Origin of the sequence: Streptomyces sp. CBMA291 (assembly GCF_014596525.1) — a bacterium.
Classification (GTDB): Bacteria; Actinomycetota; Actinomycetes; order Streptomycetales; family Streptomycetaceae; genus Streptomyces.
Genome location: NZ_MSJP01000041.1, coordinates 15,356 through 30,233, shown reverse-complemented (window position 1 = coordinate 30,233; position 14,878 = coordinate 15,356). Strand labels below are relative to the sequence as shown.

Sequence of the window (14,878 nt, the reverse complement as noted above, 5' to 3'; positions counted from 1 at the left end):
CCGACGAGCAGAGCCGAGCCGCCGCCATGACCTACGTCATCACCCAGACCTGCTGCTCCGACGCCACCTGCGTGGCCGTCTGCCCGGTCGACTGCATCCACCCGACGCCCGCGGAACCCGACTTCGGCACCACCGAGATGCTCTACGTCGACCCCCGCGCCTGCATCGACTGCGGCGCCTGCGCCGACGCCTGCCCGGTCGACGCGATCCTCCCGGCCGACCGGCTCACCGGACCACTCGGCGACTACGAGGAGATCAACGCCGCCCACTACGCCGACCGGCCCGCCGCGCCCCCGGTCGCCTCGCCCCTGTTCCATCCCTGGGGCGCGCCCTCCTTCCCCCGCTCGCTGCCCGCCGACTTCGCCCCGCTGCGGGTCGCCGTCGTCGGCACGGGACCGGCCGGCATGTACGCCGCCGAGGACCTGCTCCTGCACACGGAATCCGAGGTGACGCTGATCGACCGGCTGCCGGTGGCCGGCGGTCTCCTCCGGTACGGCGTGGCGCCCGACCACCCCGCCACCAAGGGCGCCGGGGAGAGCCTGGCCCGCTTCCACTCCCACCCCCGGGTGAAGCTCCGGCTCGGCGTCGAGGTCGGCAGGGACGTCACCCCTGCGGAGCTGTCCGCCCACCACGACGCCGTGGTCTACGCGGTCGGCGCGCCCGCCGAACGGCGGCTCGGCATCCCCGGCGAGGACCTGCCGGGCAGTGTCTCCGCCGCCTCCCTGGTCTCCTGGTACAACGCGCACCCCGAGACGGGCCCGGACGCCGTCCGGCTGCCGCCCGCCGCCGAACGGGTGGTCGTCGTCGGCAACGGGAACGTGGCCCTCGACATCGCCCGCGTCCTGCTCTCCGACCCGGCGGAACTCGCCCGTACGGACATCGCCGACCACGCCCTCGCGGCGCTGCGCGGGCGTCCGGTCCGCGAGGTCGTCCTGCTGGCCCGCCGGGGCCCCGGACACGCGGCGTACACGACCTCCGAACTCCTCGCCCTGAAGCACCTGCCGGGCGTGGACCTCGTCGTCGACGCCCACGACCCGCGCACCGGTGCGGCCGTCGACGCCGCCCGTACCGGGGAGAAGGCGGCGCTGCTCGCCGGACTCGCCCGGGAGACGGTGGACTGGACCGCGCCTCCCCCGGCGGACCGGCGCCGGATCGTCCTGCGCTTCCACTCGGCCCCCACCGGAGTGCTCGGCGAAGACTCCGTCCGCGCGGTCGAGGTCACCGGGGCGGGCACCCCCTCCGGTACGGGGATCGGGACGGGCCTGCTCGTCCGCGCCATCGGCTACCGGGGGATCCCGCTGCCCGGACTGCCCTTCGACGAGACCACCGGAACGGTGCCGCACGAGGGCGGCCGGATCACCGGGATGCCCGGGAGCTATGTCGTCGGCTGGATCAAACGCGGCCCCACCGGAGGCATCGGCGCCAACCGGACCTGCGCCGAGGAGACGGTGGGCACACTGCTCGCGGACGCGATCGCGGGGACCCTCCCGACGCCTTCGGGCACCTCCCGCGCGTTCCGCGCGCTGCTGCGGAGCCGCAGCGGGCCGCTGGTCGACGCGCGCGGCCTCGCGGCCATCGAACGGACCGAACGCGCCCGGGGCCGGGCGACGGGCCGCCCCCGGGTCAAGCTGGCCACGGTCCCGGAACTGAGAGCGGCGGCCCGCACGAGCAGGTGGCGGACGGGCGGCTGAGCGGACGAATACCGGAGCGGGCGAATGCCGGAGCGGGCGAATGCCGGAGCGGGCGGGGCCGAGCGGCCGAGTGGGGCGGGGCGATCGCGGGGAGGCCCGCCCTCGAACGGCCCCGGGCCTCAGACCCCGGACACCAGGCACTGGACGTCAGACCCGGACACCAGGCCCGAGACCCCGGACACCGTTCCAAACGGATCCCATTCCGACGGATCCCATTCCGACGGACCGCCTTCCGACGGGCCGCCCTCCGGCGGATCCCCTTCCGGCGGGTCCCGCCCTCAGGACTACCGGCGCGGCTTCCCGCCGGTACGGCCCCTGCCGGAGCCGCCACCGGAGCCTCCGCTCTTGCGGGCCGCCGGGCGGCCCCCCGTCCGGGCGCCGCCACCGGTCTTCCCCGAGCGGGCGGGCTTGGCCTGCTTGCGGTCGCCGCCCTTCTGGTCCTTCGGCTGCTTCTGGCCCTTCAGAGCCTCGGCGCGGCGGCCCCGGGTGCTGTTCACCGTACGGCCGCGCACGATCCCGATGAACTCCTCCACCAGGTCGGGCGCCTCGTCGGTGGTCGGCCAGGAGAGGGCCACCCGCGACTGGGGGACGTCGACGAGCGTCCGGTAGGTGAGGTCCTTGCGGTGGTGCAGCCGGGCGAGGGACTGCGGGAGGGCGAGCAGGCCCACTCCCGCCGCGACCAGCTCGATGGCGTCGGCGGTGGTCTCCGGGCGCTCGTTCGCCGCCAGGCCCGGCGGTCGCTCCCAGCCCAGGGTGTCGTCGAGCGGGTGCAGGACCAGTTCCTCGGCGAGGTCCTCCACCGTGACCTCCTCGGCGGCGGTCAGCGTGTGGTCCTTGGGGACGACCACGACCGTGGTCTCCGTGTAGAGCGGGATCGCGCTGAGGTCGTCGCCGTCGACGGGAAGCCGGACCAGACCGGCGTCCGCCGTGCCTTCCCGCAGCGCGCCGAAGGCCTCGGCGGGTGTCACCTGGACGAGGCCGAGGGGCACGTCGGGCAGGCGCTCGCGCCAGACCCGCACCCACTTCGCGGGCGTCACCCCGGGCACGTACGCCAGCCGGAAGGAAGGGGCGCCGGAGGGGGAATCCGAGGCGAGGTCTGAGGAGGGAACGTCCGAGCCTGTCACCCCGCCAGGTTACCGGTAGCCGTCACGGCGGGACCCCGTCCACAAGCAGTGGCCCTCGCGGCGGGATCCCGCCCGCAAACGGTGGCCCTCGCGACCGGGACCCCGTCCACAAACGGTGGCCCTCGCGACCGGGAGCCCGCCCGCAAGCCGACGGCCTTCGCCACACCGGATCCCGCACGCACGCCTGACGGCCTCGTGACCGGAGCCCGCTCGCGTGCCGGGTGCCCTCAGGACCGGAGCCCGCCCGCGAGGCCCGGAGCCGTCCCCGCCGGGGTCCGCCCGTACGCCGGCGGCCTTCGTGGTCGGAGTTCGTCCGCATGCTCGATACCCTTGTCCCATGACGTCGCACCAGAGCACCCAGACGATGAAGCCCGCCACCGCGGCGAAGAAGCTGGGTGTGTACCTTGAGGCCACCCCCGCGGAGTTCCAGGAGGGTGTCGTCTCGCGCACCGAGCTGAACGAGCTCCAGTCGAACCCGCCCGCCTGGCTCCAGGAGCTGCGCAAGAACGGCCCGCACCCCCGCCCGGTGGTCGCGCAGAAGCTGGGCGTGTCCATCGCCGGTCTCGCGCGCGGTGGCATCACCGAGCCGCTCACCACCGAGCAGATCGAAGCGCTCAAGGAGGAGTTCCCCGAGTGGCTGCGCAAGGAGCGCAACACCCAGTCGGAGGTCCGCAAGGAGACCCTGCGCATCAAGGAGCGCGACGCGGAGCGTGCCGCGCACGGCGAGAGCGCCTGACGTCCTTCCTCCGGACCGGTCCCCGCCGGTCCTGACCGGTGTGGCGCGCGGGCGCGCGCGGGAGTCATCTCCCCATGAATGACACGAGCACCGCGCCCGAGCAGCCGGTCGTCGTCGGCGTGGACGGGTCCCAGCACAGTCTGCGCGCCCTCGAATGGGCCCTGAGCACCGCCGAGCACCTGGGATCGCCGCTGGTCGTGACCCATGTGCGGTCCGGCACGGCCCTCGGCCCGCCGGACCCGGTGCTGAACGCCGTACGGATCATCGTCGACGAGCGCGGGCACCGGGTGCCCGTGCGGTACGAGTCCCCCTACGGGACCGTGGCCGACGCCCTCGCCTCGCAGGCGCGCGGCGCCCGGCTCCTGGTGACCGGTTCCCGGGGGCACGGCGGCTTCGCGACCCTGCTGCTCGGTTCGACCGGGCGGACACTGGCCGCGAGCGCGCCCTGTCCGCTCGTCGTCGTGCCGCACGAGGCGCGTGCGGCGGCCCTGGAGGGCGGGGCCGGAGCGGGCCGGGTACTGCTCGGCCTCCAGACCGACGAGACCCCGGACGAGGTGATCGCCTTCGCCTTCGAGGCGGCGCACCACCGGGGCGTACCGCTGCGGGCGATGACCGCCTTCCGCTTCCCGCCGCAGATGGGCGCGCTGCTCGCCGCCCCCTCCCCCGCGCTTCAGGTGCCGCCGCCGCTTCCCCCGGACGAGGGCTCGCAGGAGCTGCTGCGGGAGGCGGAGCGGGAGCAGGCCGGACGGCTGACGCCGTTCGCGAAGCGCCGGCCGGACGTCGAGGTGGACCCGGTGGTGGTGCCGGGGCACGCGGCGGGGCGGCTCGTGGAGGGCTCGCGGGAGGCCGGTCTCGTGGTGGTGGGCCGTCACCGTCGGCACCGGCTGGGGTCCCTGCTGCTGGGTTCGGTCGCCCACGAGGTGCTGCGGGAGGCGCACTGTCCGGTCGCCGTGGTCCCCGCCGAGCCGCTGGACTGAGCCGGGCGGGCCGGACCCCGTACGTACCGAGAGGGGCGCGTGCCGTCACCGAGCGCGCCGGGGGCGGTGTGATTAGCGTGGTTCCCAGGACCACGTCATCGAACCGGAAGTGGGATCACCGTCATGGCCGCACGACCCGAAGGCACACCGGTCTGGACCGACGCGATGTACACCGACCTCGAAGGCGCCAAGACGTTCTACGGGGACGTGCTCGGCTGGACCTTCGGCGAGTCCTCCACCGAATACGGCAACTACACGCAGGCGTTCCGGAACGGCAAGGCCGTGGCCGCCGTCGTGCCCCCGATGCCGGGTCAGGAGGGGGCGACACGGTCGGCCTGGTGTCTCTATCTGGCCTCGCCGGACGTCGCCGCTACGGCGGAGAAGATCCGGAGCGCGGGCGGGACCATCCTGATGGAGCCGCTCCAGGTCGGCGACTTCGGCTCGATGTGCATCGCCCAGGACCCGGCGGGCGTGGCCTTCGGCGTCTGGCAGGCGGGGCGGCACGAGGGTTTCGAGCTGGAGGGCGAGGACGGTTCGTACGCCTGGGCCGAGATCTTCACCCGGGAGCCGGCCAAGTCCGACGCGTTCTTCACGACGGTCTTCGGCTACGGCTCCAAGAAGATCAAGGACGAGCACATGGACTACCGCCTGTTCGACCTCGGTGGTCCCCAGCCGGTGCTGGGCCGGATGGTGATGTCGCCGGAGGACTTCCCGCCGGAGGTGCCGTCGTACGTGCAGCTGTACTTCGCCGTCGACAACTGCGACAAGGCCGTCGAGGCGGCCGAGAGCCTCGGCGGGCGGAAGGTGTTCGGGCCGATGGACAGCCCGTTCGGCCGGTTCGCGGCGCTGCTCGACCCGCAGGGCGCGCCCTTCGCCGTGATCGACATGCGGACCACCGTGGGCGAGCTGCCCGAACTGGTCTGAACACGGCGGGCGGGGGTCACGGCCTGATGCCGGAGACGACGTCGGCGGTGGCGGCGACGCTGTTGTGGATGGTGGGGGCCAGGCTGGTCCCGGCGAGGAAGAAGCCGAGGAGTGCGGAGAGGATGGCGTGGCTCAGCTTGAGCCCGCCGCCCCGCATGCAGATCGTGACCAGGATGAGCAGCAGCACCACGACGGAAAGGGAGATGACCATCGGCCTCGTGTCCTCCTCGCGCCGCGCCGGAATCGCGGCTTTCGGCGGACAGTGTGGCGGAACACAGGCCGTGCGCGGGCGCCAGGCGGGGCGGCCATACGAGTGAGATTCGGGCGGGCACGGTCGGCGAGGGCCTCGCGGGGCCGCGCGACGACCGGTCCGCGCGCCCGCTGTCGGCTGCGGATCGGCGAGCGGTACGGGGCTCGCCATGGGTGCCCGGATGCCGGTGCGGGGGTGTCGCGGGGGCCAACTGGCGAGGGGTACCGGGCGGGATGCCCGGCGGGCCGGGCGGCGGGGTCAGGGGGCCTTGACGGGCAGGCAGTCCTGCCATTCGACCGTACGGTCGCACCAGCGGTTCAGCAGGACGCGGTCGTGGCCGACGGCGAGGAGTCCCGCGCCGGTCTCGGCCCGGTAGCTCTCGACGGCGGCGACGAGGGCCGCGGTGGTGGAGGCGTCGAGCATGGCGGTCATCTCGTCGCAGATCAGCCAGCGGGGGCGCAGGGCCAGGGCGCGGCCCAGGCAGGCGCGTTGCAGCTGTCCGTCGCTGACCTCGTGCGGGCGGCGGGAGAGCAGGTCGGGGGTGAGGCCGACGGCGGGGGCGAGTGCGGCGAGGCGCCCGGCCGCCTCGGCGCGTCTGCCGGTGGCGCGCAGCGGTTCGACGAGGAGGTCGGCGAGGGTGAGACGGGGGTCGGCGGCGGTGCGGGGCTGCTGGAAGACGACGCCGACGGCGGTGCGCAGGGCGCGGGGGGCGCGGTGGCGCCAGGCCGTGACCTCGGTGCCGTCGAGGACGAGCCGGCCGGCGTCGGGGCGGTGCAGGAGGGCGGCGACCCGGGCGAGGGTGGACTTGCCGCAGCCGCTGGGGCCGAGGAGGCCGACGGACTCGCCGGGGGCGAGGGTGAGGGAGGCGCCCCGGAAGACGGGGGCACGGCGCTCGTATCCGGCGGTGATGGAGTCGAGTTCAAGCACGGGGGCGCTCCGGGTGGTGGCAGGCGACGCCCGCGACGGGCTCCGGAAAGACGGCGCACCGGTCGTCGGCGCGGGGGCAGCGGGCGGCGAAGGCGCAGCCTTCGGGCAGTGCGGAGAGTTCGGGGGGCATGCCGGGGATGGGGGTGAACGCCCGGTCGGGGAGCGCGTCGAGGAGGCCGCGGGCGTAGGGGTGGCGGGGGCCGGGGGCACCGAAGAAGCGGTGGGCGGGGGCGATCTCGACGATGCGGCCCGCGTACATGACGGCGACGCGGTCGGCGATGCGGGCGGCGGCGGTCAGATCGTGGGTGATGAGGAGCAGGGCGCGGCCGTCGTCGGCGTGGCGGCGCAGTTCGTCGGCGGTGCGTTCGACGAGGTCGCGGTCGAGTCCGGTGGTGGGTTCGTCGGCGATCAGCAGGGGCGCGTCGCCGATGAGGGCGAGGGCGGTGGCGGCGCGCTGGGCGAGGCCGCCGGAGAGTTCGTGCGGGTACCGGTCGAGGTGTCCGGCGGGGAAGGCGGCGCGGTCGGCGGCTTCCTCTGCGGCGGCGCGGCGGGCGCGCCGGGCGGTGCCGGTGAGGGCGCGGACGGTCTCCTCCAGCTGGGACCGTACGGTGCGGACGGGGGTGAGGTGGGCGGCGGGGCTCTGCGGTACGAGGCCGACGCGGCGGCCTCGTACGGTGCGGGCGAGGGTCTTCTCGTCGGCGGCGAGCAGGTCGACGTCCGGGGTGCCGTCGGTGCCGGTGAGCCGGGCGGTGCCGGAGGCCTCGGCGTTGCCGGGGAGCAGGCCGAGGAGGGCGGAGGCGAGGACGGACTTGCCGCAGCCGCTCTCGCCGACGAGGGCGAGGCACTCCCCCGCGCCGAGGTCGAAGTCGGCGCCGGTGACGGCGGCGACGCTCCGGCCGCCGCGCAGCCGGAAGCGGACGGTGAGGTCGCGGACGCTGAGGACGGCGTCCTCGGCGCGTTCGGCGGAGACGGCGTCGAGGGCGCGCAGGAGGTCGCCCGCGTGGGCGGGGCCTTCCTCGTGGCGCGCGCGATCCGCCGGACTGGTGCGGTTCACAGGTTCCGCGGGGCCGGTGCGGTTCACAGAGCCGGTGATGCCGGTGGAGTTCACAGGACCGGTGCCGTTCACAGGGCCGGTGGGGCTGGTGGGGCCGTTCACAGCATCAGCTCCGATCGGCGGCGCGGGTTGAGCCGGTCGCGCCAGACTCCGGCGAGTCCGGCGATGGCGAGGGTCGGCACGATGAGCAGGAGGCCGGGGAAGAGCGTGGGCCAGCCGTGTCCGGCGAGGAGCGAGGAGCGCGCGTTCTGCACCAGGTTGCCGAGGCTGGCCTGATGGCTGGGGAGTCCGAGGCCGAGGAAGGAGAGCGCGGACTCGTGCCACATGGCGTGCGGGATCATCAGGACGGCGGCGAGTCCGGCCTGCGGCAGGACGGCGGGGAGCAGATGCCGGACGGCGACACGCCACCGGGTGGCGCCGCCGGAGACGGCGGCGTCGATGAACGGCCGGGTGCGCAGGGAGAGGACCTCGGAGCGCACGATCCGGGCGGTGGAGAGCCAGTGGGTGACGGCGACGGAGGCGATGACGGGCCAGACGCCGGGCCGGAAGAGGGCGACCACGAAGATGCCGAGGAGCAGGTGGGGCACGGAGGAGAAGGCGTCCACGAGCCGCATCAGGCAGCGGTCGGTCCAGCCGCCGAGCGCTCCGGCCGCCGCGCCGACGGCCGTGCCGACGACGGTGGCGACCAGCGCCGCGACGAGGCCGACGAGCAGGGAGATCCGCAGCCCGTAGACACAGCGCAGGAGCAGGTCGCGGCCGAGGTCGTCGGTGCCGAAGGGGTGGTCCCAGGAGGGCGGGAGGAGCTTGCGGGAGAGGTCGACGGCCTGTTCGTCGAGGTGGACCAGCGGGGGGACGAGGAGGACGGCGAGGAGGACCGCGCCGACGACGAGGGCGGAACTCCACAGCCGGAGCCGGTGGGTGCGCGGGTCAGCCATCGAAGCCCACCCTCGGGTCGGCGAGACCGTACAGCAGGTCGGAGAGGAGGTTGCCGAGGAGGACGGCGGCGGTGGCAAGGACGGTGAGCGCCGCGAGCAGCGGGAAGTCGACGGAGGTCGCCGCCTGGACGGTGGCGGCGGCGATGCCGGGCCAGCTGAAGACGGTCTCCACGAGGAGGGCTCCGGTGATGAGTTCGGGGACGCGGGAGCCGACGAGCGTGAGCATGGGCAGCATCCCGGAGCGGAGCGCGTGGCCGGTGAGGACGGTGCGTTCGCTCAGTCCCCGGGCGCGGGCGCCGCGTACGGGGTCCTCGTCGAGGGCGTCGCCGACGCCCTGGCGGACGTAGAGGAAGAACCAGGGCAGCTGGGAGACGCCGAGGACGAGCGCGGGCAGGACGAGGTGCCGGGCGACCTGGTCGGCGGTGACGGTGTCGCTCGCGGTGTCGGTGAGGCCGCCGGCCGGCAGGGCGCCGAGCCGCAGGGCGAAGAACCAGATGGCGAGGAGGCCGAGCCAGAAGGCGGGGGCGGCTTCCAGGGTGTACGCGACGGAGCTGACGGCCCGGTCGACGAGGCCGCCCCTGCGGCGTCCGGCGAGGACGCCGAGGAAGGTGCCGAGCGCGATGGCGACGAGGAAGGCGGTGACGGCGAGGAGGACGGACCAGCCGAGCCGTTCGCCGATGACCTCGGCGACGGGGCGGCGCATGACGGCGGAGTCTCCGAAGTCGCCGGTGAGGGCGGCGGTGAGCCAGTCCCACCAGCGGGTGAGGAGGGGCCGGTCGACGCCGAGGTTGGCGCGGATCTGGTCCAGGTTCTCCTGGGAGGCGGTGAGTCCCGCCGTGCCCGCGTAGGCCTTGACGGGGTCGAAGGGGGAGGCCTCGGCGACGGCGAACACCGCGAGGGTGACGGCGAGCAGGACGGGGACGGCGGCCAGGGCGCGCCGTCCCGTCATCCGGGCCATGGCCCCCCAGGGGAGGCGGCGCTTCACTTCTGTGCCGCTCCGGTGTTCTTCGGCTTCCAGCTCTCGACGTTCCACCAGGGGCCGGAGGCCAGACCGTGGTCGTGGGGTTCGGTCTGGGTGGAGAGTCCGTCCCAGGCGTCGTTCACGACGTAGAGGTGGTCGATGTGGGTGAGGAAGGTGTAGGCGGGGTTCTTGGCCAGTTCGCGCTGGATCGTGTCGTACGCGGCGCGGCGGGCGGCCGGGTCGTCGGTGCGGCGGCCGTCCTCCAGGGCGCGGTCGACCGTCGGGTCGGCGTACCAGGCCATGTTGTTGAAGCCGTCTCCGGCGAGGGTGGACTTCAGCAGCAGGTACTGGTCGAAGTCGGGGTCGCCGGGCGTGCCGCCGCCCGCGAGGACGGCATCGGTCTTCATCCGGGGTTCGATGACCTCCCAGGTGCCCGCCTGGGCGGTGATCTCGATGCCGGCCTTCTTGGCGTCGGAGGCGTAGGCGAGGGCGTGGTCCTGGCGGAGCTTGTCGCCGGAGAGGTACCAGAGCGGGAAGGCGGCGCGGACGCCGTCCTTGACGCGGACGCCGTCGGGACCGGGCTTCCAGCCGGCCTCGTCGAGGATCTTCCGCGCGCCGTCGAGGTCGTGACGGCGTTCGGTGCCCTTCGCGAACCAGGGGCTGTCGGTGGGGACGGGCCCGTAGGCGGGCTTTCCGGCCCCTTCGAGGATCTTGTCGACCATGGCCTGCCGGTCGACGGCGAGGTCGAGGGCGCGGCGGACGGCGGTGTCGCCCGCGACCGGGTTGTGGGTGGGGAGCGTGACCGTGCGGTAGTCGTAGGTCTTCGCGGTCCAGGTCTTCTTGGCCTTGTCGTCCTTGAACCCGGCGGCGAGGTTGGGCGGCAGGATGGCGCCGTCGAGGTCTCCGGCGCGCAGCCGGGTGGCGCGGACGTCGTCGTCCTTGATGACCGCCATGGTGAACTTCTTCACCTGGGGCGCGCCGTTCCAGTACGTGGGGTTGGCCTTGAAGGTGAGCTTCTCGCCCTTGGACCAGCCGGTGAGGACGTAGGGGCCGGTGCCGATGGGCTTGGTGGTGAAGGCGCCGGTGTTGACGTCCTGCTTGGCGGCGACGTGCTCGGGCGCGATGGCCTGGACGGTGCGCTGGGCGAAGGGGGCGTAGGGGTACTTGAGCCGGAAGACCACGGTGTCGTCGCCGACCGCGTCGACGCTCTTGAGGGCGTCGAGTTCGGTGCGGGAGGCGTTGTTGGTCTTCGGATCGAGGATCGTCCGGTAGGTGTAGACGACGTCCTTGGCGGTGAAGGGGACGCCGTCGCTGAAGGTCACGCCGTGGCGGAGGGTGTAGGTGTAGGTGAGACCGCCGTCGCTCACGCGGGGCAGGGCGGTCGCGAGCGCCGGGGTGAGCTTCATGTCGGCGTCGAGGCCGAGGAGCCCGTCGAAGATCTTGGAGTTGCCGTCCTTGCCGTAGCCGAGGAGGGGGCTGAGGGTGTCGGGCTCGTAGGCGATGCCGACGACCGCGGAGTCCCGGGCGCCGCCGGTTCCACCGGCCGCGCCCGGGTTCGAGCAGGCCGCGGCGGTGAGCGCGACGGCCGTCGCGGGTATCGCGACGGCGGCGCGGCGGAAGGATCGGGCGGTCATCGTGTCCACACCCCTTTTGGAGATCAACTGTTATTGCGAACAGATTGCAATTAAACAGTATGTAAGGGAGTGCGAACATAGGGGGCCCTTACCGGGGCGGCTCCAGGCCCGTCAGGGCGGCGACGGTGTCCTGGTGGCGGCCGGTCGAGCCCAGGGCGATCCCGGCGGACTTGGCCCGTTTGAGGGCCAGATGGGCGGGGTGTTCCCAGGTCATCCCGATGCCGCCGTGCAGCTGGACGCACTCCTCTGCGGCCCGTACGGCGGTCTTCGCGCAGTACGCCTGGGCCACCGCGACCAGGAGCGGGGCGTCCGGGTTCCCGGTGGCGAGGGCGTCGGCGGCGGCGCGGGCCGCCGCCCGTGCCCCGACGAGGTCAAGCCAGAGCCGGGCCATCCGGTGCTTGAGGGCCTGGAAGGAGCCGACCGGCCGGTTGAACTGGTGGCGTTCGCGGGTGTAGCGGACGGTCTCCTCAAGGCACCACTCGGCGAGACCGAGCTGTTCGGAGGCGAGGAGCCCGGCCCCGGCGAGCAGTCCGCGCCGGACGGCGGCGCGAGCCGCCCCGGGCCCCGCGAGCCGGGTGCCGCCGTCCCCGGGGGTCACCACGGCGAGCGGCCGCGTGAGGTCCAGGGAGCTGCACGGCTCGATCCGCGCCTCCCCCGCCGGTACGGCGTACAGCCCGTCGGCGCGTGGGACGAGGAAGACGTCGGCGGCGATCGCGTCGGCGACCCCGGCGACCGAGGGGGCGGGCACCGGCTCCCGGTCCGGCGCCGTCCCCAGCGGGACGGCGAGGACCGCGACCGTGTGACCGGCCGCCAGGTCCGCGAGCAGCGCGACGACCGCCGCCGTACCGCCGGCGTGTGCGGGGTTCCCGCCGGACTCGCGGGCTTCGGCGGTCTCGGCGGTCACGCGGGTCACGCCGGTCACACGGTCTTCACCGTCCTCGTGGGCTTCGGCGTTCTCCCGGGCTTCGTCGTTCTCGTCGCTCTCGCTGTCCTCCACGAGCGCGAGCAGGGTCTCCGTGGCGATGACCGCGCTCGTCAGATACGGCAGCGGGGTCACCGCCCGGCCCAGCTCCTCCAGGACGACGGCGGCCTCGCGGTGGCTCGCGCCCTGGCCGCCGAGCCGCTCGGGGACCAGCAGCCCGGCGGCGCCGATGTCGGTGGCGAGCGCCTTCCACAGGCCGGGGACGTACGGGTGCTCCGCCTCCGTCCGGTCCAGGACCACCCGGTGTCCCGCCTTGTCGGCGAGCAGGGCGCGGACCGCCGCCCGCAGCTCCTCCTCGGTCTCGGAGTGGAGCAGGTCCAGCGGCCGATCGGCCTCGGCGGGGGCGGCGAGGGCGGCGAGGGCGGCCGGGGCGGGTCGCGCCACCTGCCCCACCTGCCCCGCCAGCAACGTCCGCTCGGTCAGCCCCGCCAGCAACGCCTGCTCGGTCAGCTCCGACTGCCCCGCCAACTCCGTCTGCTCCGTCTGCTCCGTCTGCTCGGTCATCGGGTGAGGTCCTTCCAGGGGACGTCCTTGTCGGTGCGGGGTTCCGGGGGCAGGCCGAGGACCCGCTCGGCCACGATGTTGAGCAGCACCTCGCTCGTACCGCCCTCGATCGAGTTGCCCTTGGAGCGCAGATAGCGGTAGCCCGCGTCGCGGCCGGTGAAGTCGACGAGTTCGGGGCGGCTCGTCTCCCACTCCCCGTACAGCAGGCCCTCGTCGCCGAGGAGGTCGACCTCCAGACCGCTGATGTCCTGGTTGAGCCGGGCGAAGAACAGCTTCATCGCGCTGCCCTCGGGGCCCGGCAGCCCCGCGACGAGCTGCTGACGCAGCCGCTCGGCGGCGAGCCGGGCCACCTCGGCGTCGACCCAGAGCCCGAGGAGCCGCCGGTGCAGGTCGTGGGTGCGCAGCTCGGGGCGCTCGCGCCAGGTGGCGGCGGCCTTTCCGATCATGCCGCCCTCGCGCGGGATCCGGGCGCCGCCGATGGAGACCCGTTCGTTCATCAGGGTGGTCTGCGCGACCCGCCAGCCGTCGCCGACCTCGCCGAGCCGGTGTGCGTCGGGGATGCGGACGCCGGTGAGGAAGACCTCGTTGAACTCGGCCTCGCCGGTGATCTGGCGCAGCGGCCGGACCTCGACGCCGGGGGCGGTCATGTCGCAGACGAAGTAGGTGACGCCCCGGTGCTTGGGCGCCTCCGGGTCGGTACGGGCGATCAGGATGGCCCAGCGGGCGAGGTGCGCGCTGGAGGTCCACACCTTCTGACCGTCGATCACCCAGTCGTCGCCGTCGCGGACGGCCCGGGTGGCGAGCGCGGCGAGGTCGGAGCCCGCGCCTGGTTCGCTGAAGAGCTGGCACCACACCTCCTCCCCCACCCAGAGCGGCCGGAGGAAGCGGCGCCTGACCTCGTCGGAGCCGTGGGCGAGCAGGGTCGGGGCGGCCATGCCGAGACCGATGCCGATCTTGCGCGGGTCGTTGTCGGGGGCGCCCGCCGCCGTCAGTTCGGCGTCGACGACGCTCTGGAGCGCGCGGGGCGCGTCGAGTCCGCCGAGGCCCTCGGGGTAGTGCACCCAGGCGAGTCCGGCGTCGAAGCGGGCGCGCAGGAAGTCGGTGCGGTCCGTGGTGGCGGGCGGGTGCGCGGCGAGCAGGGCCCGGGTGCGGGTGCGGAGTTCCTCGGCGCCGGTCATGCGCGGGCTCCTTCCGGGAGGACGACGAGGCGGCCGGTGGTGGTGCCGTCGGCGACGCGCTGGACGGCGTCCGCCGCGCCCGCGAAGGGGACGCGCTCGGCGACGAGCGGCTTGATCAGACCCTTGGCGGCGTAGTCGGTGAGGGTCTCGTGGCAGTGGAGTACCGCGGCCGGGTCCTTGGCCGCGTAGAGGCCCCAGTGGAGTCCGAGGACCGCGTAGTTCTTCACCAGGGCGTGGTTGAGCGCGGGGGCGGGGACGGTGCCGCTCGCGAAGCCGACGACCACGATCCGGCCCTCGAAGGCGACGCACTTGGCGGACTGCTGGTAGGCCTCGCCGCCGACCGGGTCGTAGACGACGTCGGCGCCGCGTCCGCCGGTGGCCGCCTTGACGGCGGCGACGACGTCCTCGGTGTGCCGGTCGACGACCACGTCGCAGCCGAGCGCGCGGGCGACGGTCGCCTTGGCGGGGCCGCCGACGACCCCGATGACGGTGGCGCCCGCGGCCTTGCCGAGCTGGACGGCCGCGCTGCCGACGCCGCCGGCCGCCGCGTGGACGAGCAGGGTCTCGCCCTCCTTGAGGGCGGCGCGGCGGTGCAGTCCGAACCAGCCGGTCTGGTAGCCGATGTGCAGGGCGGCGGCCTCGGCGTCGTCCAGCGCCTCGGGGGCGGGGAGCAGTCCGGCGGTGTCGGCGAGGGCGTACTCCGCGAAGCCGCCGTGCGGGAGGGCGGTGGTGGTGAGGACCCGTCGCCCGTCCTCGGTCTCCGCGCAGACCTCCACGCCGGGGGTGAAGGGCAGCGGCGGGCGGACCTGGTAGTGGCCCCGGCAGAGCAGCGCGTCGGGGAAGTTGACGTTGGCGGCGCGCACTCTGAGGAGGGTCCGGCCTTCGCCGGGGGCGGGCGGGGCCACCTCCTCACGGCGCATCACCGCGCGCGGTTCCCCGTTCTCGTACACACGCCAAGCCTGCATCCGGAAGCCTCCTCCGTACCGAGCGGTCGGTGGCAT

The 14,878-nt window shown here is 74.2% G+C and carries 14 protein-coding genes; 4 read left to right on the top strand and 10 right to left on the bottom strand.

The genetic code is table 11. The annotated features are described in order from the left end of the window. The first annotated feature begins 26 nt into the window (after positions 1–26). Positions 27–1,691 carry an FAD-dependent oxidoreductase gene (locus tag BU197_RS11590; RefSeq protein ID WP_188268158.1) on the top strand — a complete coding sequence of 555 codons (1,665 nt, stop codon included), beginning with the start codon at positions 27–29 and terminating at the stop codon, positions 1,689–1,691. Between the two features lie 284 nt (positions 1,692–1,975). Here the strand turns inward: BU197_RS11590 and BU197_RS11585 are convergent, their stop codons facing one another. Next, on the bottom strand, positions 1,976–2,815 hold the full coding sequence (locus tag BU197_RS11585; RefSeq protein ID WP_188268157.1) for a LysR family substrate-binding domain-containing protein: 840 nt from the start codon (positions 2,813–2,815) through the stop codon (positions 1,976–1,978). Positions 2,816–3,152: 337 nt separating this feature from the next. On the opposite strand from BU197_RS11585, the gene BU197_RS11580 reads away from it, so the two are divergent. The 3 genes from BU197_RS11580 to BU197_RS11570 all read left to right on the top strand — a co-directional run bounded on the left by BU197_RS11580 (position 3,153) and on the right by BU197_RS11570 (position 5,452). Beyond that, positions 3,153–3,551: a DUF5997 family protein gene (locus BU197_RS11580; RefSeq protein ID WP_188268156.1), complete on the top strand. Its 399-nt coding sequence runs from the start codon at positions 3,153–3,155 to the stop codon at positions 3,549–3,551. A 74-nt stretch (positions 3,552–3,625) separates the two neighbouring features. Continuing rightward, on the top strand, positions 3,626–4,528 hold the full coding sequence (locus tag BU197_RS11575) for a universal stress protein (protein WP_188268155.1): 903 nt from the start codon (positions 3,626–3,628) through the stop codon (positions 4,526–4,528). Between the two features lie 123 nt (positions 4,529–4,651). Further along, positions 4,652–5,452 (top strand): VOC family protein, encoded by an 801-nt coding sequence (locus BU197_RS11570; protein ID WP_188268154.1) that lies wholly within the window; start codon positions 4,652–4,654, stop codon positions 5,450–5,452. Positions 5,453–5,468: 16 nt separating this feature from the next. Here BU197_RS11570 and BU197_RS11565 read toward each other — a convergent pair whose 3' ends face one another. From BU197_RS11565 to BU197_RS11525, 9 genes are all read right to left on the bottom strand, one after another. Next, positions 5,469–5,663: a hypothetical protein gene (locus BU197_RS11565; RefSeq protein ID WP_188268153.1), complete on the bottom strand. Its 195-nt coding sequence runs from the start codon at positions 5,661–5,663 to the stop codon at positions 5,469–5,471. Between the two features lie 297 nt (positions 5,664–5,960). Further along, complete coding sequence (locus BU197_RS11560; protein WP_188268152.1) at positions 5,961–6,629, bottom strand: ABC transporter ATP-binding protein; 669 nt, start codon at positions 6,627–6,629, stop codon at positions 5,961–5,963. Further along, positions 6,622–7,617 carry an ABC transporter ATP-binding protein gene (locus BU197_RS11555; protein ID WP_188268188.1) on the bottom strand — a complete coding sequence of 332 codons (996 nt, stop codon included), beginning with the start codon at positions 7,615–7,617 and terminating at the stop codon, positions 6,622–6,624. Before BU197_RS11555 ends, BU197_RS11560 begins: the two co-directional genes overlap by 8 nt. A gap of 164 nt (positions 7,618–7,781) precedes the next feature. Then, positions 7,782–8,618, bottom strand: coding sequence for an ABC transporter permease (locus BU197_RS11550; protein WP_188268151.1), 837 nt, complete (start codon positions 8,616–8,618; stop codon positions 7,782–7,784). Continuing rightward, entirely contained in the window at positions 8,611–9,603 is a 993-nt protein-coding gene (locus tag BU197_RS11545) for an ABC transporter permease (protein WP_188268150.1), read from the bottom strand. Before BU197_RS11545 ends, BU197_RS11550 begins: the two co-directional genes overlap by 8 nt. After that, positions 9,600–11,213 carry an ABC transporter substrate-binding protein gene (locus tag BU197_RS11540; RefSeq protein WP_188268149.1) on the bottom strand — a complete coding sequence of 538 codons (1,614 nt, stop codon included), beginning with the start codon at positions 11,211–11,213 and terminating at the stop codon, positions 9,600–9,602. The genes BU197_RS11545 and BU197_RS11540 overlap by 4 nt, the downstream gene beginning before the upstream one ends. A gap of 88 nt (positions 11,214–11,301) precedes the next feature. Beyond that, positions 11,302–12,699, bottom strand: a complete 1,398-nt coding sequence (locus BU197_RS11535; protein WP_188268148.1) for an acyl-CoA dehydrogenase family protein — start codon at positions 12,697–12,699, stop codon at positions 11,302–11,304. Further along, complete coding sequence (locus BU197_RS11530; protein ID WP_188268147.1) at positions 12,696–13,877, bottom strand: acyl-CoA dehydrogenase family protein; 1,182 nt, start codon at positions 13,875–13,877, stop codon at positions 12,696–12,698. The genes BU197_RS11535 and BU197_RS11530 overlap by 4 nt, the downstream gene beginning before the upstream one ends. Continuing rightward, complete coding sequence (locus BU197_RS11525) at positions 13,874–14,842, bottom strand: NADPH:quinone oxidoreductase family protein (protein WP_188268146.1); 969 nt, start codon at positions 14,840–14,842, stop codon at positions 13,874–13,876. The genes BU197_RS11530 and BU197_RS11525 overlap by 4 nt, the downstream gene beginning before the upstream one ends. Positions 14,843–14,878 lie beyond the last annotated feature (36 nt).